This window comes from Streptomyces sp. NPDC030799 (assembly GCF_055572255.1).
In genome coordinates this window covers 295,832-319,194 of record NZ_JBVIDS010000010.1, presented here as the reverse complement: position 1 = coordinate 319,194, position 23,363 = coordinate 295,832, and the positions used below count along the sequence as shown (strand labels likewise).

At 71.5% G+C, this 23,363-nt stretch carries 24 protein-coding genes; 19 read left to right on the top strand and 5 right to left on the bottom strand.

What is annotated here, in order from left to right; all coding sequences use genetic code 11:
- Positions 1-52: 52 nt before the first annotated feature.
- Positions 53-661 carry a TIGR03086 family metal-binding protein gene (locus ACZ41I_RS25735; RefSeq protein ID WP_399770578.1) on the bottom strand — a complete coding sequence of 203 codons (609 nt, stop codon included), beginning with the start codon at positions 659-661 and terminating at the stop codon, positions 53-55.
- Between the two features lie 101 nt (positions 662-762).
- Here ACZ41I_RS25735 and ACZ41I_RS25730 point away from each other — a divergent pair, with 101 nt between their 5' ends.
- Positions 763-1,737 (top strand): helix-turn-helix transcriptional regulator, encoded by a 975-nt coding sequence (locus tag ACZ41I_RS25730; RefSeq protein ID WP_399770581.1) that lies wholly within the window; start codon positions 763-765, stop codon positions 1,735-1,737.
- 28 nt (positions 1,738-1,765) lie between these two features.
- Here the strand turns inward: ACZ41I_RS25730 and ACZ41I_RS25725 are convergent, their stop codons facing one another.
- Complete coding sequence (locus ACZ41I_RS25725; protein ID WP_363214612.1) at positions 1,766-2,392, bottom strand: TetR family transcriptional regulator; 627 nt, start codon at positions 2,390-2,392, stop codon at positions 1,766-1,768.
- Positions 2,393-2,537: 145 nt separating this feature from the next.
- On the opposite strand from ACZ41I_RS25725, the gene ACZ41I_RS25720 reads away from it, so the two are divergent.
- From ACZ41I_RS25720 to ACZ41I_RS25710, 3 genes are all read left to right on the top strand, one after another.
- Positions 2,538-2,705 carry a hypothetical protein gene (locus ACZ41I_RS25720; protein WP_363214611.1) on the top strand — a complete coding sequence of 56 codons (168 nt, stop codon included), beginning with the start codon at positions 2,538-2,540 and terminating at the stop codon, positions 2,703-2,705.
- Between the two features lie 46 nt (positions 2,706-2,751).
- Positions 2,752-3,030: a DUF4190 domain-containing protein gene (locus ACZ41I_RS25715; RefSeq protein ID WP_468515132.1), complete on the top strand. Its 279-nt coding sequence runs from the start codon at positions 2,752-2,754 to the stop codon at positions 3,028-3,030.
- A gap of 253 nt (positions 3,031-3,283) precedes the next feature.
- On the top strand, positions 3,284-4,453 hold the full coding sequence (locus ACZ41I_RS25710; protein ID WP_468515131.1) for a cysteine desulfurase family protein: 1,170 nt from the start codon (positions 3,284-3,286) through the stop codon (positions 4,451-4,453).
- Positions 4,454-4,748: 295 nt separating this feature from the next.
- Here ACZ41I_RS25710 and ACZ41I_RS25705 read toward each other — a convergent pair whose 3' ends face one another.
- Positions 4,749-5,378, bottom strand: a complete 630-nt coding sequence (locus ACZ41I_RS25705; RefSeq protein ID WP_363214608.1) for an N-acetylmuramoyl-L-alanine amidase — start codon at positions 5,376-5,378, stop codon at positions 4,749-4,751.
- Between the two features lie 126 nt (positions 5,379-5,504).
- Here ACZ41I_RS25705 and mnmA point away from each other — a divergent pair, with 126 nt between their 5' ends.
- Positions 5,505-6,629 carry a tRNA 2-thiouridine(34) synthase MnmA gene (mnmA, locus tag ACZ41I_RS25700; protein WP_468515130.1) on the top strand — a complete coding sequence of 375 codons (1,125 nt, stop codon included), beginning with the start codon at positions 5,505-5,507 and terminating at the stop codon, positions 6,627-6,629.
- 6 nt (positions 6,630-6,635) lie between these two features.
- On the opposite strand, the gene ACZ41I_RS25695 is transcribed toward mnmA, so the two are convergent.
- Positions 6,636-7,418 carry an alpha/beta fold hydrolase gene (locus tag ACZ41I_RS25695; RefSeq protein ID WP_468515129.1) on the bottom strand — a complete coding sequence of 261 codons (783 nt, stop codon included), beginning with the start codon at positions 7,416-7,418 and terminating at the stop codon, positions 6,636-6,638.
- Positions 7,419-7,455: 37 nt separating this feature from the next.
- Positions 7,456-7,779 carry a DUF427 domain-containing protein gene (locus ACZ41I_RS25690; RefSeq protein WP_363214605.1) on the bottom strand — a complete coding sequence of 108 codons (324 nt, stop codon included), beginning with the start codon at positions 7,777-7,779 and terminating at the stop codon, positions 7,456-7,458.
- 107 nt (positions 7,780-7,886) lie between these two features.
- Here ACZ41I_RS25690 and ACZ41I_RS25685 point away from each other — a divergent pair, with 107 nt between their 5' ends.
- The 14 genes from ACZ41I_RS25685 to ACZ41I_RS25620 all read left to right on the top strand — a co-directional run bounded on the left by ACZ41I_RS25685 (position 7,887) and on the right by ACZ41I_RS25620 (position 23,355).
- A complete protein-coding gene (locus ACZ41I_RS25685; protein ID WP_399770596.1) occupies positions 7,887-8,426 on the top strand; it encodes an LOG family protein in 540 nt (179 codons plus the stop codon).
- A gap of 7 nt (positions 8,427-8,433) precedes the next feature.
- Positions 8,434-9,132, top strand: coding sequence for an SDR family oxidoreductase (locus ACZ41I_RS25680; protein WP_363214602.1), 699 nt, complete (start codon positions 8,434-8,436; stop codon positions 9,130-9,132).
- Between the two features lie 31 nt (positions 9,133-9,163).
- Positions 9,164-10,171, top strand: a complete 1,008-nt coding sequence (locus ACZ41I_RS25675) for a methionine synthase (protein WP_399770599.1) — start codon at positions 9,164-9,166, stop codon at positions 10,169-10,171.
- 15 nt (positions 10,172-10,186) lie between these two features.
- Positions 10,187-12,382 (top strand): NAD-dependent DNA ligase LigA, encoded by a 2,196-nt coding sequence (gene ligA, locus ACZ41I_RS25670; RefSeq protein WP_363214600.1) that lies wholly within the window; start codon positions 10,187-10,189, stop codon positions 12,380-12,382.
- A gap of 259 nt (positions 12,383-12,641) precedes the next feature.
- On the top strand, positions 12,642-14,894 hold the full coding sequence (locus ACZ41I_RS25665) for a putative bifunctional diguanylate cyclase/phosphodiesterase (protein WP_468515128.1): 2,253 nt from the start codon (positions 12,642-12,644) through the stop codon (positions 14,892-14,894).
- Between the two features lie 241 nt (positions 14,895-15,135).
- Positions 15,136-15,630 carry a cupin domain-containing protein gene (locus ACZ41I_RS25660; protein ID WP_468326350.1) on the top strand — a complete coding sequence of 165 codons (495 nt, stop codon included), beginning with the start codon at positions 15,136-15,138 and terminating at the stop codon, positions 15,628-15,630.
- Between the two features lie 92 nt (positions 15,631-15,722).
- On the top strand, positions 15,723-16,019 hold the full coding sequence (gene gatC / locus ACZ41I_RS25655) for an Asp-tRNA(Asn)/Glu-tRNA(Gln) amidotransferase subunit GatC (RefSeq protein ID WP_004925108.1): 297 nt from the start codon (positions 15,723-15,725) through the stop codon (positions 16,017-16,019).
- Between the two features lie 5 nt (positions 16,020-16,024).
- The gene (gene gatA, locus ACZ41I_RS25650; protein ID WP_363214597.1) at positions 16,025-17,524 is read left to right on the top strand and encodes an Asp-tRNA(Asn)/Glu-tRNA(Gln) amidotransferase subunit GatA; all 1,500 of its coding nucleotides are present in this window, start codon (positions 16,025-16,027) and stop codon (positions 17,522-17,524) included.
- Positions 17,521-17,760 carry a hypothetical protein gene (locus tag ACZ41I_RS25645; RefSeq protein WP_351240077.1) on the top strand — a complete coding sequence of 80 codons (240 nt, stop codon included), beginning with the start codon at positions 17,521-17,523 and terminating at the stop codon, positions 17,758-17,760. The genes gatA and ACZ41I_RS25645 overlap by 4 nt, the downstream gene beginning before the upstream one ends.
- 16 nt (positions 17,761-17,776) lie before the next feature.
- Entirely contained in the window at positions 17,777-19,291 is a 1,515-nt protein-coding gene (gene gatB, locus ACZ41I_RS25640) for an Asp-tRNA(Asn)/Glu-tRNA(Gln) amidotransferase subunit GatB (RefSeq protein WP_399770612.1), read from the top strand.
- 227 nt (positions 19,292-19,518) lie between these two features.
- Positions 19,519-21,750, top strand: a complete 2,232-nt coding sequence (locus ACZ41I_RS25635) for an MMPL family transporter (protein WP_468515127.1) — start codon at positions 19,519-19,521, stop codon at positions 21,748-21,750.
- Complete coding sequence (locus ACZ41I_RS25630) at positions 21,728-22,303, top strand: GNAT family N-acetyltransferase (protein WP_468515126.1); 576 nt, start codon at positions 21,728-21,730, stop codon at positions 22,301-22,303. The genes ACZ41I_RS25635 and ACZ41I_RS25630 overlap by 23 nt, the downstream gene beginning before the upstream one ends.
- 35 nt (positions 22,304-22,338) lie before the next feature.
- Positions 22,339-22,965: a hypothetical protein gene (locus ACZ41I_RS25625; protein ID WP_468515125.1), complete on the top strand. Its 627-nt coding sequence runs from the start codon at positions 22,339-22,341 to the stop codon at positions 22,963-22,965.
- A gap of 198 nt (positions 22,966-23,163) precedes the next feature.
- Positions 23,164-23,355, top strand: coding sequence for a hypothetical protein (locus tag ACZ41I_RS25620; RefSeq protein WP_399770621.1), 192 nt, complete (start codon positions 23,164-23,166; stop codon positions 23,353-23,355).
- Positions 23,356-23,363 lie beyond the last annotated feature (8 nt).

Below are 23,363 nucleotides of genomic sequence, written 5' to 3'. Positions count from 1 at the left end.
CGGTGCGGGCGGTCGGGGCGGTTGTGGGTCCGGCCCGCTGTGGTGGCGGGCGTCAGGCGCGGCTGAGCGGGGCGCGGCCGAGCCAGGCGGCCAGCTGCTCGTAGAGATCGGCGCCCTCGGGTGTGGGGCGGCGGGTGTCGAAGGGGGTGTCCTCGTCGCGGGGGCGGGAGTCGGGCAGCACCTGGCGGGCGGTGGTGAGCGCGAACCGGGCCAGTTCCGGGTCGAGCCGGTGCGGGTGCCCGAGAGCCTCGGCGAGGTCCCAGGTGTGCGTCACGATCTCCATCACATAGCCCGAGAGCGCCGCGTGGCCCGGTACCTCACCCCACGGCACCCGCACCGGGGCCGTCATCCGCTCGTCACTCTCCCAGGCCTTCAGCACCCGGACGCGCACCTCGTCGTAGGCCGCCGCCCAGCCGTCGTCCTCGACACCGTCGGCGACGGGCTGCACGGCGAGTCCGTCGCCGCCCTCGCCGACCACGGCGATCCGCCGGGTGCCGCCGACGATGTGGCTCAGCAGGGCCCGTACGTCGAACTCGGTACACGGCGTGGGACCGTCGAGCTGGTCCGGCCGTACGGTCCTGATCAGGGCCGCCGCCTGGTCGGTGGCGCGGGCGTAGAAGGGGCGCGGGTCGATGAACTCGCTGCTCGTGCTGGTGGTCATGGTGTGCCTCTCGGTAGGTCGGTGCGCCGAGAATGGCGCGATAACCTGACACCCGCCGTCAACATTTGCGCGGGAATCCGTCCGGGCGGGATTCTGGGCCCGTGAAGTCCGACCGGCTCTTGTCGATCCTGTTGCTCCTGCAGACCCGGGGCCGTGTTCCCGCGCACGAACTCGCCGACCGGCTGGAGGTGTCGGTCCGCACCATCTACCGGGACGTCGAGGCCCTGTCGGCCTCCGGCGTCCCGGTGTACGCCGAGCGCGGCCGGCACGGCGGCATCGAACTCCTCGCCGGTTTCCGCACCGACGTCACCGGACTGACCGCCGACGAGTCCCGCGCCCTGTTCATCCTGGCCGCCCAGGGCGCGCACGCCGCGCTCGGGCTCGACGCGGCCCTCGGCTCCGCCCTGCGCAAGGTGATGGCCGCGCTCCCGGCGCCGCACCGGCCCGCCGCCGAGGTGACCAGCCGCCGCATCCTGGTCGACGCCACCCGCTGGATGAGCGGCCCCCAGCAGTCCGTCGACCTGGAGGTGCTCCAGGACGCGGTGTTCTCCGACCGGCGCCTGAAGCTGCACTACCGGCACAGCGGGGCGCGGGAGCCGCGGACGTACACCGTGGACCCGTACGGTCTGGTCGCCAAGGCCGGGGTCTGGTACCTGGTCGCCGACCGGCGCGGGGAGCCGCGGCTGTTCCGGGCCGACCGGATCCGCTCCGCCCGCCCGCTGGACGAGCCGGTACGGCGCCGGCCCGGGGTCGAACTCGCCGACGCCTGGGAGGCGTTGCGGCGTCAGGTGGAGGAGGGGCAGGGCGGGATCGAGGTCACCGTACGGGTCCGGCGCGAGCGGCTCGACATGTTCCAGCGGGTGGCCGCCGCCCAGCTGACGGCGGTGCCGGACGACGACGGCGAGAGCGAGTGGGTCACCGCCCGGCTGACCTACCCGGTGCTGCGCGCGGTCCGCCAACTCCTCGGGTTCTCCGACCAGGTGGAGCTGCTGGACCCGCCCGAGGCCCGCGCCGAACTGCTGGCGGCGGCTCGTTCCGTCACGGCCCTGTACGAGGAGGGCGGGGCCCGGAATTGACCGCCGACGGACAGGAATGCACCGCCTCTCAGTCCGTCCAGTGGCTGCGGCCGATGCTGATGAGCCGCAGCTGCCGGGTGGCGAGCTGCGCGACGCGCTCCCGCTCCTCCGCCGGGGATTCCAGTGCTTCCAGGAACAGGGAGGCGGTGATGAGCATCTGGTCGACGTAGAGATGCGCGAGCATCAGCAGGTCGTCGTCCTTCCAGCCCGCGGCCTCGGTGTCCTTGGCCAGCTCGGCCTTCACCTCCTCGGCGAACCTGACCAGTTGGGCCCGGATCGCCTCCCGCACCGGCTGTACCCCGCCATGTCGTTCCCGGGCGATAAACCGGACATGTGCGGGGTACGCGTCTACATGGCGGGCGATCAACTCGATGGCGCGCGTGATGCGTTCCTCGCTGTCGCCCGTCGTGGACACCGTCGTCCGCACCATCGGGTGCAGGCTGCCCAGTGCCTCGTCGACCAGCGCCACGCCCAGGTCGGCGGTCGAGCGGAAGTGCCGGTAGAAGGCGGTCGGGGCAACGCCGACGGCCCGGGTGACCTCGCGCAGGCCCAGGCTGCTCAGGCTCTGCTCCTCCAGCAGCGCGAGCGCCGCGTCGAGGAACGCCTGCCGGGTCTTCTGTTTCTGGGCCTGCCGGATGCCGAGGGTGTGACTCATGTCATCCAGTTAACAACTGTTCTCCGGAATTGGAAAGCCGTGGAACGCGCTAGAGTAGAAGTCAGTGAACAACTGTTACTACAACTGTTCACCGAAACTTCACACCGGCCCTGTACGAGGTATCTAGGAGGGGGGATCCGATCCCATGCTGTTCCTCGTCGCCGCACTCATGCTGCTCGGTGTCGTGCTGGGCACCGTCGCCCACGCGCCGCTGACCGTCACCGCCGCCGTCGCCGCGGTCATCGCCGTCTGGCTCGCCGTCTTCGCGATCCGCGAGCGCGTCGGCCGCCGGCGCCGTACGCCGGCCAACTGACCGTCCTCCACGGACCGTCCACCACGACTTCCAGGAGCTGAGCACCATGCAACTCACCGCACCGGTCACGAGCCGCGACGACACCCGGCCGGCCGCCCGTGATGCCGACGGCATGGCCGTGGCGTCCTTCATCCTCGGCCTTCTCGGTCTGCTCGTCCTCAACATCTTCCTCGGCCCGATCGCCATCGCCCTGGCCGCGGTGTCCCTCTGGCGCGGCACGACCCGCCGCGGCCGAGCCTGGCTGGGCCTCGCCCTGGGCGTAGCCGACCTGGCGGTCCTGGTGATCGCGGTGCAGCTGTCCCACACGCTCTCGTGGAGCCTGTGACCCCGTCCGCCAACGCCTGACCGCCGCAGGCGACGGGCGTCGTTCCGCCGCCCGCACCGGGTCGCAGCCGGCCGCCGCGCTCCCCACGCCGTCCTGCCGTGGGCAGTCGTTCCGCACGGCGGAACGGGTGGGCACGGCCGACTGTGCCGGGCATCTCGTCACCAAGCCCCGGTGCAGCCGACGCAAGACGCTCCAGTACGGGGCGGCCTCGCGGCCGAGGCGAGCGGCAAGGGGGCCGTAGAATCAGGGCACCATGGCTTACCTCGACCACGCCGCGACAACCCCCATGCTCCCGGAGGCGGCAGAGGCCCTGACCGCCCAGTTGAGCATCACGGGCAACGCCTCGTCCCTCCACGCATCCGGCCGCCAGGCACGCCGCACGGTCGAGGAGTCCCGCGAAACCCTCGCGGAAGCGCTCGGCGCCCGCCCCAGCGAGGTCGTCTTCACCTCGGGCGGCACCGAGGCGGACAACCTCGCCGTCAAAGGCCTGTACTGGTCCCGCCGCGCCGCCGACCCGGCCCGCACCCGCGTCCTGGCCAGCCCCGTCGAACACCACGCCGTACTCGACGCCGTCCACTGGCTCGGCGAACACGAGGGTGCGACGGTCGAGTACCTCCCCGTCGACACCTACGGCCGTGTCCACCCCGAGGCCCTGCGCGAGGCCGTCGCCCGCAACCCCCACGACGTCGCCCTGGTCACCGTGATGTGGGCCAACAACGAGATCGGCACCATCCTGCCGGTCCGTGAACTCGCCGAAGTGGCCGCCGAGTTCGGCATCCCGATGCATGCCGACGCCGTGCAGGCCCTCGGTCAGGTCCCGGTCGACTTCGCCGCCTCCGGCCTCGCCGCGATGACCGTCTCCGGGCACAAGATCGGCGGCCCGTACGGCATCGGCGCGCTGCTGCTCGGCCGTGACCACACCCCCGTACCCGTCCTGCACGGCGGCGGCCAGGAACGGCACGTCCGCTCCGGCACCCTCGACGTCCCCGCCGTCGCCTCCTTCGCCGTCGCCGGCCGGCTCGCCACCGAGCGCCGCGCGTGGTTCGCCCGCGAGATCGGCGCCCTGCGGGACCAGCTGATCGACGCCGTGCGTACGGCCGTGCCGGACGCGATCCTCGGCGGCGACCCGGCCCCCGAGGGCCGCCTGCCGGCCAACGCGCACTTCACCTTCCCCGGCTGCGAGGGGGACTCCCTGCTGCTCCTGCTGGACGCCCAGGGCATCGAGTGCTCGACCGGGTCCGCCTGCACCGCGGGCGTCGCCCAGCCCAGTCATGTGCTGCTCGCCACCGGCACCGACCCGGACCTGGCCCGCGGCACCCTGCGTTTCTCCCTCGGTCACACCTCCACGGAGGCGGACGTCGAGGCGGTCGCGAAGGCGATCGGCCCGGCGGTGGAGCGGGCGCGCGCGGCCGGTCTCAGCTGACGTCGGGATGTCCGGCACGTGATCGAACGCCCGGGACGCGAAAGCGACCTACGAGGCGGGTTCCCTTCGCCGGCATTGTCCGGATCAGGTGATGGGGGTCGCCGTCGGGTCCAGTCCTTGCGACCTTCTGGCCTCTCAGCCCGAGCGTCGATGTCGGCACCAGCGGAGACGGTGTACCTCTCGTTGAAGAGATCATGTATCTCTCGCTGACGTCGGCTACTCCGCTTGAACTCCCTCACTCGTCCCGTAGGTCTGACATTCAGGATAGAACCGCACCTACCGGACAAAAAAGGGCCTAGGCCTTGATTTTTTTCAGGTATCTCTCCCAGTCCCAGTGCGGCCCCGGATCGGTGTGGTCCGTCCCCGGCACCTCCACGTGCCCGATGACGTGCTCGCGGTCCACCGGTATGCCGTACCGCCCGCATATCGCCGCCGTCAGCCGCGCCGAGGACGCGTACATGGCGTCCGTGAAGGAGGAGGCGTCGTCCACGAAGCCCTCGTGCTCGATGCCGACACTGCGCTCGTTGTACGCCCGGTTGCCCGCGTGGAAGGCCACGTCCAGCTCCCGAATCAGCTGGGTGATCCGGCCGTCCCTGCGCACGATGTAGTGCGCCGCCGCACCGTGCGCCGGGTCCTGGAAGACCTTCACCGCGCTCGCGTAGTCGCCCTGCGTGACATGGATGACGACCCGGTCCACGGAATAGTCGTCCGGCCGGTCCGCCCGCCGGTAGTTGGCCGGGGACGCCGGCACCCAGCGCGCGCCCCGGAAGTCCACGGCACCCGCCACCCGGGGCTTCTCGACCCCCGGCAGCCGCCACCACAGGTGCGACAGCTCCTCGCGGGCCAGCACGGCCGTGCCCACCGCGGCCGCCGCACCGCCGACGAGCAGCGCCCGCCGCCCCAGCCGCCGATCCGCGTCGCTCATGCCCTCCCCTTCCGCCTCCGTACCGCACCCGTTCCACACCCCGGCTCGCACCCCGGTACGCCCCCTGTGATCGTCAACGGATGTCCGGCGGCCCCGGTTCCCGCCGCCCCGTACCCTGGAAGGGCTATGACTGAGACCCCGCAGCGCCCCCTCCGCGTCCTCGCCGCCATGTCCGGTGGAGTCGACTCCGCCGTAGCCGCCGCGCGTGCCGCGGAAGCCGGCCATGACGTCACCGGCGTCCACCTCGCGCTCTCCGCGAACCCGCAGTCCTTCCGGACCGGCGCGCGGGGCTGTTGCACCATCGAGGACTCGCGGGACGCCCGCCGCGCGGCCGACGTCATCGGCATCCCCTTCTACGTCTGGGACCTCGCCGACCGCTTCCGCGAGGACGTGGTCGAGGACTTCATCGCCGAGTACGAGGCCGGCCGCACCCCCAACCCCTGCCTGCGCTGCAACGAGAAGATCAAGTTCGCCGCGCTGCTGGACAAGGCCCTCGCCCTCGGCTTCGACGCGGTCTGCACCGGCCACTACGCCCAGGTCGTCGTCCGCGAGGACGGCTCCCGTGAACTGCACCGCGCCTCCGACATGGCGAAGGACCAGTCGTACGTCCTCGGCGTGCTGGACGAGAAGCAGCTCGCCCACGCGATGTTCCCGCTCGGCGACACGGTCACCACCAAGGAGGAGATCCGCGCGGAGGCCGAGCGCCGGGGCCTCGCGGTGGCCAAGAAGCCCGACTCGCACGACATCTGCTTCATCGCCGACGGCGACACCCAGGGCTTCCTCGCGAACCGGCTGGGCAAGGCGGAGGGCGACATCGTCGACGAGTCCGGCGCCAAGCTGGGCACGCACGAGGGTGCGTACGGCTTCACCATCGGCCAGCGCAAGGGCCTGCGCATCGGCACTCCGGCCCCCGACGGCAAGCCCCGCTACGTCCTCGACATCTCCCCGGTCACCAACACCGTCACGGTCGGCCCCGCCGCCGCCCTGGACGTCGTCGCCCTCACCGCGATCAAGCCCCGCTGGTGCGGCACCGCCCCCACCGGCACCGGCGTCTACACCGCCCAGCTGCGCGCCCACGGCGGCGAGAGCGAGGTCACCGCGGAACCGGTCGACGGCGAGCTGCGCGTGACCTTCACCGAGCCGGTCCGCGGCGTGGCCCCCGGCCAGGCGATCGTCCTGTACGACGGCACGCGCGTGGTGGGTTCGGCGACGATCGCGACGACCACGCGCGCGACGGCCGCAGCGGTGTAGCCGTCGCTACTGCGTCAGGAAATCGGCCAGCACCGGTCCGAGCACATCCGGCTCCACCATGTGGGTCTGGCCCTCCAGCTCGCAGTACGCACCCTCGGGCACCGCTCTGGAGACCTCCTGGGCCGCCTCGCGCATCCAGTCCGGGCTCGCCCCGCCCGCGACCACCAGCACGGGCACGGAGATCGCGGCGATCCGGTCCCGGGGGAGCAGGCCGTCGCCCATGACCGCGTCGTCGTACGCGAGGCTCGGCGCGACGGCCTCCATACCAGCCCACATCGGCGACTGCCGGGCGCCCCGGATGACCTCCTCGCCGAGGCCCGTCAGCCGCAGGAACAGCTCCACCGCGTCCCCGCGCCGGCCCTCCGCGAGCGCCTTGTTCAGCTGATCCTTGTACGTGGCCTCCCGCTCGGCGCCACCCGGCAGGAAGTCGGCGTACGGCACCTCGTACACGGCGGCCCGGGCGGCCGGCAGCCCGCTCGCCAGCGCCTCCAGCACCAGCGCGCCGCCCGAGGAGACCCCGAAGAGCGCCGCCTCGCCGCCCACGGCGTCGATCAGTGCGGCCAGGTCCTCGATTTCACGCTCGACGGCGTACGGCTTGGTGTCACCGCTCTCGCCGCGGCCCCGGCGGTCGTAGACGACGGCCGTGCAGCGGCCCGCGAGCCGCTGGGCCAGGGGTGCCACTGTGCCCCCGGTGGACATGGCGCCGCTCACCAGGATCACCGTGGGCCCCTGGCCGATCACTTCGTACGCGAGGGACGTGCCGTCGCGGGAAGTCGTCTTCTTGTCCATGCCCGTGCAGACTGCCGCACCGGCATCGGCTCATCGGTCACGACACGTCGGTTTCGTAGAAGCAGAAGTGATCCTTGATCGCGGCGACGTCCGGCTTCGGGTCCGGGTACGCCCAGACCAGATCGGGCGCGTCCGGCAGCGACCAGTAGGACGCCGTGCCCTTGAAGGGGCACACGGTGTGCGTGTCGGAGGCGGTCAGCAGATCGACGCGTACGTCCTCGGCGGGGATGTAGTACCGCACGGGACAGCCCGTCTCGCGCAGCACCAGCGGCCGGTCGGTCTCCGCGAGCACCTGGTCGCCGTGTACCACGCGCACGTGCTGCTCGCCCTGTTCGATGGTGATCGTGTGTCCTTGGCTCATACCGGGACAGCACCGGCGGGTCCGTGCTTCTTCCCGTGCACGACGGAAACCGCGGGACGGAGATCACGGGGCAGGGGCGGTACGGCTGGGGCCGTACGGTAGGGGCCATGAACATCTGCGTCTTCCTGTCCGCCGCCGACCTCGACGCGCGGTACACGCGCCCCGCCCGCGAGTTCGCGGAACTGATCGGCAAGGCCGGTCACACCCTGGTGTGGGGCGGCTCCGACGTCGGACTGATGAAGGTCGTCGCCGACGGGGTGCACGAGGCGGGCGGCAGGCTGCTGGGCGTGTCCGTGGAGTTCCTCGCGAACAAGGCGCGGCCCGGCGCCGACGAGATGATCGTCGCCGCCGACCTCGCCGAACGCAAGAAGCTGCTGCTGGAGAAGGCCGACGCGGTGGTGATCATGGTGGGCGGTACCGGCACGCTGGACGAGGCCACCGAGATCCTGGAGCTGAAGAAGCACGGCCGCACCGAGAAGCCGGTCGTGCTGCTGAACACCGAGGGCTTCTACGACGGTCTGAAGCAGCAGTTCCGCCGCATGGAGGCCGAGGGTTTCCTGCCCCGCCCGCTGTCCGAGCTGGTCTTCTTCGCCGAGGAGCCGGTCGGCGCGCTGGCCTACCTGGAGGAGTCACTGGGCAACGGCTGATGCGAGCATGGCGGGCATGGCTACTCATGTGATCACCGGTGCCGGGTCCGGCATCGGCGCGGCCGTCGCCCGCCGCCTGCACGCGCGCGGGGACGAACTCGTCCTGCACGCGCGCGACGCCGGCCGCGCGAAGGAACTGGCGGCCGAGTTCCCCGGCGCCCGCACCCTCGTCGGCGACCTCGCGGACCCGGACAAGCTGTCCTGGGCGTTCTCCCACCAGACGCTCCCCGACCGCGTGGACTCCTTGCTGCACATCGCCGGGGTCGTCGACCTGGGCGAGGTCGGCGACCTGACCCCCAAGTCCTGGCGCCACCAGCTCAACGTCAACCTCATCGCCCCCGCCGAGCTGACCCGGCACTTCCTGCCCCAGCTGCGCGCCGCCCGCGGCCATGTGATCTTCGTCAACTCCGGCGCCGGACTCAACGCCCACGCCGGCTGGTCCGCGTACGCCGCCTCCAAGCACGGCCTGAAGGCCCTCGCCGACTCCCTGCGCCAGGAGGAGCACGCGAACGGCGTCCGGGTCACCTCGGTCTACCCCGGCCGCACGGCCAGCCCCATGCAGGCCAAGGTCCACCAGCAGGAGGGCAAGGAGTACGACGCCTCCCGGTGGATCGACCCCGAGTCGGTCGCCACGGCGATCCTCATGGCCCTCGATCTCCCGAGGGACGCGGAGGTCAACGACCTGACGGTGCGACCGGGACGCTGACCCCGGCCGCAGGGTTCCGTAGGCTTCCCTGGTGAGCGAAAACAGCCAGTTCAGGTTCGCCGGGGCCACCGGTGTCGGGTCCATGCCCGGTGACGACGCCCGCGAGGCCGCCAAGACCGTCACCGGCAGCTTCGAGGACTTTCCCTTCCTGCCCGAGCTGCCCGCGCGCGGACCCGGTGCCGACATGATCGGCCGTACCGCAGGGATGCTCGTCGAGCTGTACGCGCGCGTGGAGCCCAGCGGCTGGCGGATCGGGGACCGGCCGGGCCGGGACACCAAGCGGGCGCGCTCGTGGCTGGGGGAGGACCTGGACGCCCTGGAGGAGTTCACCCAGGGCTACGAGGGAGACCTGAAGGTGCAGGCGGTCGGCCCCTGGACGCTGGCCGCCGCGCTGGAACTGAAGAACGGCGAGGCCGTCCTCTCCGACGCCGGTGCCTGCCGGGACCTCGCCGCCTCCCTCACCGAGGGGCTGCGCCTCCACCTCGCCGAGGTGCAACGCCGCGTACCGGGCGCCCGCCTCGTCCTCCAGCTCGACGAACCCTCCCTCACCGCCGTCCTGCGCGGACAGGTCCGCACCGCCAGCGGCTACCGCACGCACCGGGCCGTGGACCGGCAGGTCGTGGAGGCCACCCTGCGCGACGTCGTCGGGGCCCATGACGGCGGGCCCGTGGTCGTGCACTCCTGCGCCCCCGACGTGCCGTTCGCACTGCTGCGGCGAGCCGGCGCCGCAGCGGTCTCCTTCGACTTCACCCTGCTCACCGAACGTGACGACGACGCGATCGGCGAAGCCGTCGAGGGCGGCACCCGGCTGTTCACCGGTGTCGTGAGCGGGACTCAAGGGCCATTGTCAGACCCTGCCGGTAGCGTCATGGGTGTCAGGACGCTGTGGCGCAGGCTGGGTCTGCACCCGGGGCTGCTCGCGGAGGCCGTCACGGTCACCCCGGCGTGCGGTCTGGCGGGGGCTGCCCCCGCCTACGCACGGCAGGCGCTCGCCCACTGCGTCCGGGCGGCGAGATCCCTCGCGGACAACCCAGAGTAACGGGAGGACGACACGGTGGCCGGCGACAAGCAGCAGGCGGAGACGGCAGTGCCCGCCGAGGCACGTGACAAGCACGCGCAGCTCGCTGAGCAGATCGAGGAGCACCGCTTCCGGTACTACGTGAAGGACGCTCCCGTCATCAGCGACGCGGAGTTCGACAAGCTCCTGAAGACTCTGGAGGCCCTGGAGGAGGAGTACCCGGAGCTGCGTACCCCGGACTCGCCGACCCAGAAGGTCGCGGGGTCGTACGCGACGGAGTTCACCGCGGTCGAGCACCGCCAGCGGATGCTGTCGCTCGACAACACCTTCAACGACGACGAGCTGGCCGCCTGGGCCGAGCGCATCGCGCGCGAACTCGGCGACCAGGACTACCACTTCCTGTGCGAGCTGAAGGTGGACGGCCTCGCGGTCAACCTGACGTACGAGAACGGCCGGCTCACGCGCGCGGCGACCCGCGGCGACGGCCGCACCGGCGAGGACATCACGCCGAACGTCCGCACGATCGCGGAGATCCCGGACCGTCTCAAGGGCGACGACATCCCGGACCTCGTGGAGATCCGCGGCGAGGTCTACTTCCCGATGGAGAAGTTCCTCGAACTGAACGAACGCCTGGTCGCGGCCGGTGACAAGCCGTTCGCCAACCCCCGCAACGCCGCCGCCGGTTCCCTGCGCCAGAAGGACCCGCGGGTCACCGCCACCCGCCCGCTGCACATGGTCGTCCACGGCATCGGCGCCCTGGAGGGCTTCACGGGCATGACCCGTCTCTCCCAGGCCTACGACCTGCTCAAGACCTGGGGCCTGCCCACCTCCCCGCACAACCGCGTGGTCGACGGCCTCGACGGCGTACGCGAGTTCATCGCCCACTACGGCGAGAACCGCCACTCCGTGGAGCATGAGATCGACGGTGTCGTCGTCAAGCTGGACGAGATCCGGCTGCAGGGCCGCCTCGGCTCCACCGCGCGGGCGCCGCGCTGGGCGATCGCCTACAAGTACGCGCCGGAAGAGGTCAACACCAAGCTCGTCGACATCAAGGTGGGCGTCGGCCGCACCGGCCGTGTCACGCCGTACGCCCAGGTCGAGCCGGTCACGGTCGCCGGCAGCGAGGTGGAGTTCGCCACCCTGCACAACCAGGAGGTCGTCAAGGCCAAGGGCGTCCTCATCGGGGACACGGTCGTGCTGCGCAAGGCCGGTGACGTCATCCCGGAGATCCTCGGCCCGGTGGTCGACCTCAGGGACGGCAGCGAGCGGGAGTTCGTGATGCCGAGCGAGTGCCCCGAGTGCGGCACACCGCTGAGGCCCATGAAGGAGGGCGACGTCGACCTGCGCTGCCCCAACGGCCGTACCTGCCCGGCCCAGTTGCGCGAGCGTGTCTCCTATCTCGCGGGCCGCGAGTGCCTGGACATCGAGCACTTCGGCGCGGTGGCCGCCGCCGCGCTCACCCGCCCGCTGGAGCCGGCCGACCCGCCGCTGGTGGACGAGGGCGACCTGTTCGACCTGACGGTGGAGAAGCTGCTGCCCATCAAGGCCTATGTCCTCGACCCCGACAGCGGTCTGCCCAAGCGGGACCCCAGGACGGGCGAGGAGAAGGTCGTCACGGTCTTCGCCAACCAGAAGGGCGAGCCCAAGAAGAACACCCTGGCGCTGCTGGAGAACATCGAGGCGGCCAAGTCCCGCCCGCTGGCCCGCTTCCTGAACGGCCTGTCCATCCGGCATGTCGGACCGGTCGCCGCTCAGGCCCTCGCCCGCGAGTTCCGCTCCATCGACCGCATCGAACAGGCCACCGAGCTGGAGCTGGCGACCACCGACGGCGTCGGCCCGACCATCGCCGCCGCGCTCAAGGAGTGGTTCGCCGAGGACTGGCACCGCGAGATCGTCCGCAAGTGGAAGGCCGCCGGAGTCCCGCTGGAGGACGCCTCGACCGGCGAGGACGAGGGCCCGCGCCCGCTGGAGGGGCTCACCGTCGTCGTCACCGGCACGCTGGAGAACTTCACCCGGGACGGTGCCAAGGAGGCGTTGCAGAGCCGGGGCGCGAAGGTGACCGGATCGGTGTCGAAGAAGACCTCGTTCGTCGTCGTGGGGGACAACCCGGGGTCGAAGTACGACAAGGCCATGCAACTGAAGGTTCCGGTTCTGAACGAGGACGGTTTCGGGGTCCTCTTGGAGCAGGGTCCGGACGCGGCGGCCGAAGTCGCGCTTCCGACCGGGGAGTAGCGGTTGAAGGCCACCCGTTCGGCGCATATCAGTTGCATACGGGTGGCCCGGGCGCATTCGGGCAACCGTCGACGACCGGTGCCCGTGGAAGCCTTCCGCGGCCTACTGTTGAGGTGTGCACCTGCCGTGCCCAGCTGCGGTTGGGGCATCCCCGTGCGCTCTCAGGGCGCGGGGAAGGTTTCTTCAACGCGGAGCTGCTGATGGGTGTCGGACATCGGGCCGCGTGGCGTGGGCACCGCCGGCTGTGAGAGGGACGGGAATGGAACCGACCGAGAGCGTCGCCCCCGACTCACGGCTGCGCCTGCGCCGTCGCGTGGGCACCTGGCGGGGGACCCGGTGGACGGGGCGGGGCCACGGGCGTTCGGGCGGTCAGGCCCGCGCGGCCGGACCGGGCGCCGCCACCGACGCCCACCCGCCGATACCCCTGGCCATCGAGCCCGCCCCCGGCCTGACCGGCACAGGCAGCGACACCGACACCGAACGGCACCTGTCCTGGCCCGCGCTGCCCGCGGCCGTCGTGGCCGCCGCCGCGTTCGTCCTCGGCGCCGGCTTCTACCGCGCCTTCAGCGGCCACCACGCCCTCTTCCCGTGCGGCACGCTCGGCTGGTCGCTGGCCCTGCTCACCGGCGTCATCGTCGGCCACCTCGTCATGCTGGGCCGCGCCCGCTGGTGGGGCGGCACCGGCTCCGGCGCCGCCCTCACCCTCGCCGTCCTGCTGCTCTACGGCTGGGTGCCCGCCGGCATGGTCAGCCTCACCGTCGTCGTCCTGGTCGGCATCGCCCGGCGTCACCGCTGGCGGCAGGGCGTGCTGCACGGCGCGGTGGACCTCCTCAGCATCGCCGCGGGCGCACTGCTGCTCGGCGCGTTCGGCCGGGTCCCGAGCGTCGAGACGCCCTGGCGGCCGGACACCTGGAGCATCGCCACCGCCCCCGAGGTCGTGCTCGTCGCGGTCGCCTACCTCGCGGTCAGCCGTGGCCTGCAGTGGTACCTGTACGCCCCGCGCAACGGCAAGGTGCCCACCGTGGCCCGCACCGCCCTGGTCAGACAGGGTCTGGTCGCCGTCGCGCTGCTCGGCATCGCACCTTTGCTGTGCGTCGTCGCCGAGGCCCAGCCGATCCTGCTGCCGCTGTTCGCCATCCCCCTGATCGCCCTCGACTCCAGCCTGTGGATGGCCCGCGCGCGTGCCGAGGAGCAACTGCGCGACCCGCTGACCGGCCTGCCCAACCGGCAGTGGCTGCTGGAGCGGATCTGGACGGCCCTCGACGACGCCGAACGCATCGGCGCCCGTTCCGCTCTCATGCTGATCGACCTCGACCGTTTCCGGTCGGTGAACGACACCCTCGGTCATCTCGCCGGTGACCGGCTGCTGCTGCAGATCGCCGACCGGCTGCGGCTCGCCCTGCCGCGCGGAGCGGAGGCCGCGCGGCTCGGCGGTGACGAGTTCGCCGTGTTACTGCCCGTCGCCGACTCCACCACATCGGCCACGCGCGTGGCCCGCGGCCTGGTCGTCGCGCTCAGCTCCCCGCTGGACCTCGACGGGCTCACCCTCGTCCTGGAGGCCAGCGCCGGCGTCGCCGTCTTCCCCGACCACGCCCTGGACGCGGAAGGGCTGCTGCGGCGGGCGGACGTGGCGATGTACCAGGCGAAAAGGGACCGTACGGGCGTGGAGGTGTACGAGTCCAAGCGGGACTCCAACACCCCGGACCGGCTCGGTCTGCTGGGCGATCTGCGCCGGGCGCTGGACGCGCACGAGGTGCAGCTGCACTACCAGCCCAAGGTCCGCTTCGACGGTCAGGTCGCCGGCCTGGAGGCGCTGGTCCGCTGGGTGCATCCCGAGCGGGGCAAGGTACCGCCGGACGAGTTCATAGCGATCGCCGAGTCCTCCGGCCTGATGCCCCATCTGACGGAGTACGTCCTCGAAACCGCGCTCGGCCAGGTCGCCAAGTGGCGCGCGCAGGGGCTGCGGGTCCCGGTCGCCGTCAACGTCTCCCCACGTGACGTCCACACGCCCGGGTTCGCGGGGTCGGTCGCCGCGCGGCTGGCCCGGCACGGGGTGCCTGCGGGGGCCTTGCAGCTGGAGATAACCGAGCATGTGCTGCTGGAGGATCCGCAGCGGGCCGCGGACACCCTGGCGGGTCTGACCGGGCACGGCGTGAAGATGTCGCTGGACGACTTCGGCACGGGATATTCGTCGCTGGTGCATCTGCGGCGACTGCCGGTGAGCGAGCTGAAGATCGACCGGTCGTTCGTGGCGCGGCTGGCTGTCGATGCGGAGGATGCGGAGATCGTGCGGTGCACCGTCGATCTCGCTCATTCTCTGGGGCTGCTGGTTGTGGCCGAGGGTGTGGAGGACGACGAGACGTGGGAGCGGTTGCGGGATCTGGGGTGTGATGCCGTGCAGGGGTGGCTGGTCGCTGCGGCGATGCCGCCCGAGGAGACCACGGCGTGGTTGCGGGCGCGGGGGTCCCGGGGGTGGCAGAGGCCGCGTGCCGCGCTGCCGGCCGGCGAGTAGTTCTCCACTCGCCCGCTCCTCAACGGCGTCACCCATCCGTGCGACCCCGCCCAGAACGTCTCCGCCCTCGCGTCGTAGCGGGCGGGCCGGCGCCGGGCGCGGCTGCCGGACCTGGTCCTGCCGGCCGCCGCCGGTGCTCGTGCCGAGGCGTGGTTCATGGTCTGTGTGGCACTCGTACCGCTCGTGGACCCGTCGATAGCGCTGCGTCAGTCTTTCCGCATCCCACAAGGGGAGGCGCATCATGTCGCTGTTCGTGCCGAAGTTCGACGAGACCGTGCTGGTCCGGGACGCGGAGGCCGAGGTGGTCGGTCAGGCGCCCGTCACCGTCAAGCTGCTCGCCGACAACAGCGCCAGCGGGGGTGCGCTGTCCACCGTGCGCGTCACCCTGACGGAGGGCGCCGACGGAGCCCGTCCGCACCTGCACCACCACTCGGCCGAGATGTTCTTCCTGCTCGACGGCGAGGCCGAGCTGCTGTCCGGCGACGACGTGGTCACCGTCCGGCGCGGCGACCTGGTCGTCGTCCCGCCGGACCGGCCGCACGCCTTCGCCGCCGACCCCGGCAGCCCTGCCGACATCCTGATCGTCTTCGCCCCGGGCATCGAGCGCTTCGAGTACTTCCGCCACCTCCAGCGGATCCGCCTCGGCGAGGCCGCCCCGGAGAGCATCCTGGAGGTGCAGGAGCGGTACGACAACCACTTCCTCAGGAGCGAGGTCTGGGAGCGAAGGCACCAGTGAGCACGGGCCCCGGTCAACCGTTTCACGGGCACGGGGCCCCGCCCCATAGGATTGGCTCCAAACCACACACACTCACCCCAGAGGATCGCTGCATGCCTGGCATCACGCGCGAGGAGGTCGCCCACCTCGCCCGGCTGGCGCGTCTGGAGCTGAAGCCCGAAGAACTCGACCACTTCGCGGGACAGCTGGACGACATCATCGGCGCGGTCGCCCGCGTCAGCGAGGTCGCCGACCAAGACGTACCGCCGACCTCGCACCCGCTCCCGCTGACGAACGTCATGCGGCCGGACGAGGTCCGTCCCTCGCTCACCCCCGAGCAGGCGCTCTCCGGCGCCCCGGCCCAGGAGCAGCAGCGTTTCAAGGTGCCGCAGATCCTGGGGGAGGAGTGACCACCATGACGGACAGCAACATCATCAAGCTCACGGCCGCACAGACCGCCGAGAAGATCGCCTCCGGCGAGCTGACGGCCGTCGAGGTCACCGAGGCCCACCTCGCCCGCATCGAGGCCGTCGACGAGAAGGTGCACGCCTTCCTGTACGTCGACCGTGAGGGCGCCCTCGCCCAGGCCCGCGCCGTGGACGAGAAGCGGGCCCGCGGCGAGAAGCTCGGCCCGCTGGCCGGCGTCCCGCTCGCGCTCAAGGACATCTTCACCACCGAGGGCGTGCCCACGACCGTCGGCTCGAAGATCCTCGAGGGCTGGATCCCGCCGTACGACGCGACGGTCACCAAGAAGCTGAAGGCCGCCGGCGTCGTCATCCTCGGCAAGACCAACATGGACGAGTTCGCCATGGGGTCCAGCACCGAGAACAGCGCCTACGGGCCGACCGGCAACCCCTGGGACCTCACCAAGATCCCCGGTGGCTCCGGTGGCGGTTCCTCCGCCGCGCTCGCCTCCTTCCAGGCCCCGCTCGCCATCGGCACCGACACCGGCGGTTCCATCCGCCAGCCGGCCGCCGTCACCGGCACGGTCGGCGTGAAGCCGACGTACGGCGGGGTCTCCCGCTTCGGCATGGTGGCGTTCAGCAGCAGCCTCGACCAGGGCGGACCCTGCGCCCGTACGGTCCTCGACGCGGCCCTCCTGCACGAGGTCATCGCCGGGCACGACCCGCTGGACTCGACGTCCATCGACGCCCCGGTCCCGCCGGTCGTCGAGGCCGCCCGAAACGGCAGCGTGCAGGGCATGCGCGTCGGCGTGGTCAAGCAGTTCCGCGGCGAGGGCTACCAGGCCGGTGTCATCCAGCGCTTCGACGAGTCCGTCGAGCTGCTGAAGGAGCTGGGCGCCGAGATCGTCGAGCTGGACTGCCCGTCCTTCGACCTCGCCCTGTCGGCGTACTACCTGATCGCGCCGTCCGAGTGCTCCTCCAACCTCGCCCGCTTCGACGGCCTGCGCTACGGCCTGCGGACCGGCGACGACGGCGGCCACTCGGCCGAGGAGGTCACCTCCCTGACCCGCGAGGCCGGCTTCGGCCCCGAGGTCAAGCGGCGCATCATGCTCGGCACGTACGCCCTGTCGAGCGGCTACTACGACGCGTACTACGGCTCCGCGCAGAAGGTCCGCACGCTCATCACGCGCGACTTCGAGAAGGCCTTCGAGCAGGTCGACGTCATCGTCTCGCCGACCACGCCGACCACCGCCTTCGCGATCGGCGAGCGCGTCGACGACCCGATGGCGATGTACCTCGCGGACCTGTGCACCATCCCGACCAACCTGGCGGGCAACGCGGCCATGTCCCTGCCCTGCGGTCTCGCCCCGGAGGACAACCTCCCGGTGGGCCTGCAGATCATCGCCCCGGCGATGCAGGACGACCGCCTGTACAAGGTGGGCGCCGCCGTCGAGGCCGCCTTCGTGGAAAAGTGGGGACACCCGCTGCTGGAGGAGGCTCCGTCGCTGTGAGCAAGCTGTCCAAGGCCAAGGACTTCAAGAAGTCCAAGTCCGGTACGTACCTGTCGATGGCCACCACCGCGTTCGGCGCGTTCGGTGTCGCCAAGCAGATCAAGAAGGCCCGCGCCGAGCACGACACGCTGCGGCTGATCGACGCCACGGTCTCCGCCGTGGCGATCGTGACCGGCCTCGCGATCCTCTACCGCGAGCTGAAGCGGCTGGGCGACGACGACGTCCTGCTGGGCTGAGAGGGAAGTTTTCACCGTGACCACCACGACCGACCTGGTGTCGTACGAGGACGCGCTGGCGTCGTACGACCCCGTCATGGGCCTTGAGGTCCATGTCGAACTCGGCACCAAGACCAAGATGTTCTGCGGCTGTTCGACGGCGCTCGGCGCCGAGCCGAACACCCAGACCTGCCCCGTCTGCCTCGGCCTGCCCGGCGCGCTCCCGGTCGTCAACGCGACCGGCGTCGAGTCCGCCGTCAAGATCGGTCTCGCACTGAACTGCGAGATCGCCGAGTGGTGCCGCTTCGCCCGGAAGAACTACTTCTATCCGGACATGCCGAAGAACTTCCAGACCTCCCAGTACGACGAGCCGATCGCCTTCAACGGCTACCTCGACGTGCAGCTGGAGGACGGCGAAACCTTCCGCGTGGAGATCGAGCGCGCCCACATGGAGGAGGACACCGGCAAGTCGACGCACGTCGGCGGCGCCACCGGCCGTATCCACGGCGCGTCCCACTCCCTGCTGGACTACAACCGCGCGGGCATCCCGCTGATCGAGATCGTCACCAAGCCGATCGTCGGCGCCGGCGAGCGCGCCCCCGAGGTGGCGAAGGCGTACGTCCGTGAGCTGCGCGAACTCATCCGTGCCCTCGGCGTGTCCGAGGCCCGCATGGAGATGGGCCAGATGCGCTGCGACGTCAACCTGTCGCTGATGCCCAAGGGCGCCGACAAGTTCGGCACGCGGAGCGAGACGAAGAACGTCAACTCGCTGCGTTCGGTGGAGCGTGCGGTCCGCTTCGAGGTGATGCGCCACGCGGCCGTCCTCTCCGGCGGCGGCACGATCGTCCAGGAGACCCGCCACTTCCACGAGGACACGGGGTCCACGACCTCGGGCCGGGTGAAGGAAGAGGCCGAGGACTACCGGTACTTCCCGGAGCCCGACCTGGTGCCGGTCGCGCCCTCGCGCGAGTGGGTCGAGGAGATCCGCGCGGCCCTGCCCGAACTGCCGCTGGCCCGTCGCACCCGGCTGCTCGCCGAGTGGGGCATCTCCGCCACCGACATGCAGGCGATCCTCAACGCCGGTGCGCTGGACCTGATCGTCGCCACGATCGACGCCGGCGCCGACGCCGCCTCCGCCCGCAAGTGGTGGATGGGCGAGCTGGCGCGCAGCGCCAACGAGTCCGGCAAGGCGCTGGACGAGCTGGCGATCACTCCGCAGCAGGTGGCCCGGGTCACCGAGCTGGTCGCGAAGGGGGACCTGAACGACAAGCTGGCCCGCCAGGTCATCGAGGGCGTCCTGGCCGGCGAGGGCACCCCGGACGAGGTCGTCGACAAGCGCGGTCTGAAGGTCGTCTCCGACGAGGGCGCGCTGACCGCCGCCGTCGAGGAGGCCATCGCCGGCAACCCGGGCGTCGCGGACAAGATCCGTGGCGGCAAGGTGGCCGCGGCCGGCGCCCTGGTCGGCGCGGTCATGAAGGCGACCCGGGGTCAGGCCGACGCGGCCCGCGTCAAGGAACTGATCCTTCAGAAGCTGGGCGTGAGCGAGGGCTGAGCCCCGGCTGCGCGCACGGTACGGCCCCGGAGGCACGGCCTCCGGGGCCGTACGCATGTCCTGTGATGTGCCTCGCACTCTTGTGAATAAGCCCATGATCGCGGCAAACGATCACTTTCGCCTGCAAGAGTGTCATGCGCTTTCTCATGCGTTCTTTGCGGGCTGTTCACCTCATGGACGATCGTTCCCGGTCAAAGATCCACACGTCATCATCTGGGAGCACGTCCGTGGCAGACCTCGCCCGTTGGTGTGTCCGGCACCGGCTGATCGCCGTGCTGCTGTGGCTCCTCGCCTTCGGCGGGGTCACCGCGGCCGCCGCCGTGGCCGGTTCGGCGTACTCGAACGACTACGAGGTCCCCGGCACCGAGTCCGGCCGCGCGGCGCAGCTGCTCCAGGACGGTTTCCCCGGCCTGGGCGGGGACAGCGACACCGTTGTCTGGCACACCGCCACCGGCACCGTCCGCGCCGCCGACGTCAAGCGGACCATGACCCGCACCCTGGGCCGGATCGCCGCGCTCCCCGCGGTCGCCTCGGTGACCGGCCCGTACGGCAGCCGGGGCGCGCACCGGATCAGCGCCGACGGCCACACCGCCTACGCCACCGTCACCTTCACCCAGCCGGCCGACCACATCGGCGCGTCCCAGGCGCGGGCCGTGGTGCGCACCGCCAAGGCCGCCCAGGGCGACGGACTCCGGGTGGAGCTGGGCGGCAGCGCGATCGGGCTCACCGCGTCCCCGCGCGAGCACACCGCCGAGCTGGTCGGCGTGCTCGTCGCGGCCGTCGTGCTGTTCCTCGCCTTCGGTTCGCTCGCCGCCTCGGCGCTGCCCATCGCCACCGCGCTGGTCGGTGTCGGCACCGCCTACTCCGGTATCGGGCTGCTCGGTCACGCCATGACCGTCGCCGACTTCGCTCCCATGCTCGGCATGCTGATCGGCCTCGGCGTCGGGATCGACTACGCGCTGTTCATCGTGACCCGGCACCGGCGCGGCCTGAAACGCGGCCTGAGCGTCACCGAGGCCGCCGTGAACGCCGTGGCCACCACGGGGCGCGCGGTCGTCTTCGCGGGTGCGACAGTGTGCATAGCCCTGCTGGGGATGCTGACCCTGCGGCTGAGTTTCCTCAACGGGGTCGCCGTGGCCGCCTCGTTGACGGTGGTGCTCACCGTCGCGGCCTCGGTCACCCTGCTGCCCGCCCTGCTGGCGTACATCGGCCCCCGGGCCCTCAGCCGCCGCGAGCGGGGCCGGCTCGCCCGGCGCGGGCCGCGCCCGGAGCTGCCCACCGGACTCGCCGCCCGCTGGTCGGCGCTCGTCGAACGCCGCCCCAAGCTGCTCGGTTCCCTTGCCGTCGCCGTCGTCGCGCTGCTCGCCGTGCCGACCCTCTCCCTCCACCTCGGCACCTCCGACCAGGGCAACGACCCCCGCACCTCCACCACCCGCAAGGCCTACGACCTGCTCGCCGACGGCTTCGGACCCGGCGTGAACGGACCGCTCACCCTGGTCACCCGGGTCGACGGCGCCGACGACAAGCTGGCCCTGGACACCCTGGACACCACCCTGCGCGCCACCCGGGGCGTCGCCTCCGTCACCCCGGTCATCTACGCCGCCGGCGGCACCACCGCCTACCTCACCGTGGTCCCCGAGTCCGCACCGCAGTCGCAGGACACCAGCGACCTCGTGGACCGGCTGCGCACCCGGGTGCTGCCCCGAGCGGAGACCGGCACCTCCCTCGACATCCAGGTCGGCGGGGTCACCGCCGGCTACGACGACTTCGCGGATGTGATCATCGGCAAACTGCCGCTGTTCATCGGCGCGGTGATCGGGCTCGGCTGTCTGCTGCTGCTCGTGGCGTTCCGGTCGCTCGGCGTTCCGCTGAAGGCCGCCGTGATGAACGTCGCCGCCGTGGCCGCCGCGTTCGGTGTCGTCGTCGTGGTCTTCCAGTGGGGCTGGGGCAGCGAACTGCTCGGTCTCGGCCGGGCCGGGCCCATCGAGCCGTTCCTCCCCGTGATCATGGTCTCCGTTCTCTTCGGACTCTCCATGGACTACCAGGTCTTCCTGGTCAGCCGGATGTACGAGGAGTGGCTGGAGACCGGCGACAACCGGCGCGCCGTCCGCGTGGGCCTCGCCGAGACCAGCCGGGTCATCAACTCGGCCGCGATCATCATGATCTCGGTCTTCCTCGCCTTCGTGCTCAGCGGCGACCGCGTGATCGCGATGTTCGGCATCGCGCTGGCCTCCGCCGTCGCCCTGGACGCCTTCGTGCTGCGCACCCTGCTCGTCCCCGCGCTGATGCATCTGCTCGGCACCGCCAACTGGTGGCTGCCCGCCTGGCTGGAGCGCCTGTTGCCCCGCCTCAGCATCGAACCGCCCGAGTGCCGCGCCGCGCATGAGAGGCTCGGCAAGATCTCGGTCGAGGAACTGCGGAAGGACGAGCAGCGCGATGTACGCGATATCCCTGGGTGACGACGGGGCCGAGCTGCGGCCCCTGGAGGTCTGGCACGCCGAGGAGGTCCTCGCCAACGTCGACCGGGGACGGGAGTTCATCGGCCGGCACATCGGGCTGCCGGACGTGGTGTCCGACGTGGAGGGCGCCCGTTCCTGGGTGAAGTCGTACGCCGACAAGCGTGCCGTCGACGCGGGCAGCCTGCACGGCATCTGGCTGGACGGCAGGCTGGTCGGCGGTGTGCTGTTCCGCGTGTGGGACACCCCGAGCGGGGTGTGCGAGGCCGGCTGCTGGCTGGAGCCGGCGGCGGCCGGGCGCGGACTGGTCACGCGGAGCATGCGGGTGCTGCTGGACTGGGCCGTCGAGGAACGCGGCATGCACCGAGTGGAGTGGCATGTGTCCTCCGCCAACGAGGCGAGCATCAACGTGGCCCGGCGGCTCGGCATGACCCGCGAGGGCGTGCTCCGTGAGAACTATCCGCACCGGGGCGTGCGCACCAGCACCGAGATCTGGTCGGTGCTGGCCCCCGAGTGGCGTGCGGCAGGCGCGCGTACGGCGCACAACGATCATTAAGGGACCTCTCAGACAGCGTCCGTACGGTGCCGGGCATGGCTACGAAGACAGAGGAAGGCGCCGAGGCCGGCACCCCGGCCGGCACCGAGGCGCACCACGACGACGAGACGAGGGAGACGGGGCGGACGAGGGCTTCGGCCGGCACCACCGGCGAGGAGGCAGCCCGGACGGAGGCCGTCGGGGAGAACACCGCCGGGGACACCGGCGAGGGGACCGTCGAGGAAGAGGCCTCCGGAGCGAAGGAAGAGCTCGCCGGGGACAAGGCGCCCTCCGGGGTCGGCCAGGGCGCCGGAGCCGTCGTCTCCGCCGCGCTGGGCCTCGTCTCGCTCAGCGGCGGCTGGATCGGCACCGTCGCCGGCGCCCGCGAGCAGCTCATCGGCCAGCTGCGGACATCCTCCACCGCGAGCGTCGCCACCCAGATCAAGGCGGTCTACGGCAACGCCTGGCACAGCACCGCCCTGTGGGCCGGCCTGTTCGCGCTGGCCGCGCTGCTCACCGGCGTGGTCGTGCTCGCCCGGCCCGCCTTCGGCGCCGCCGGCCGGCCGCAGGCGCCGTGGATCAGGTCGGTCGCCTGGGCGGGTGTCTCGCTCGGCGTCATCGGCCTGCTGCTGGCGGTCCTCAAGTACTCCGACGCCCTGCTCGCCCTGCCCTCGACCGGCTGAGAAAGGCGCAGGTCCCAGGGGGCCTTAGGGAGTCCACCCGCACCTTAGGACTCCCTGAGGCCCCTTACGCGCGCGTGCGGGCCCGTACGCCGCCCGAAGATGCGGAACTCTCCCGATGTGGCGCACCCCCCTGGGAGACGAAGGTGGAGACATCGCAGAACGCGACGCACGACACCGACTCTCCTCGAAGGACACGCCGTGATCGAGTTCGAGTACCACAGGATGCGCTCCGCCCAGCTGATCCGCGAGGCCGCGCAGGAGCGCCTGGCCCGCGAGGCCGCCCGGCTGCACCGCGCCGCCCGCCACGAGGGCTCGGCCGGCCACGCCGGCGCCGCCACCGAGTCCCATACCGACCGGCCCCGCCGGCACCGGATTCCGCGCACCGCGTGAACACCGGA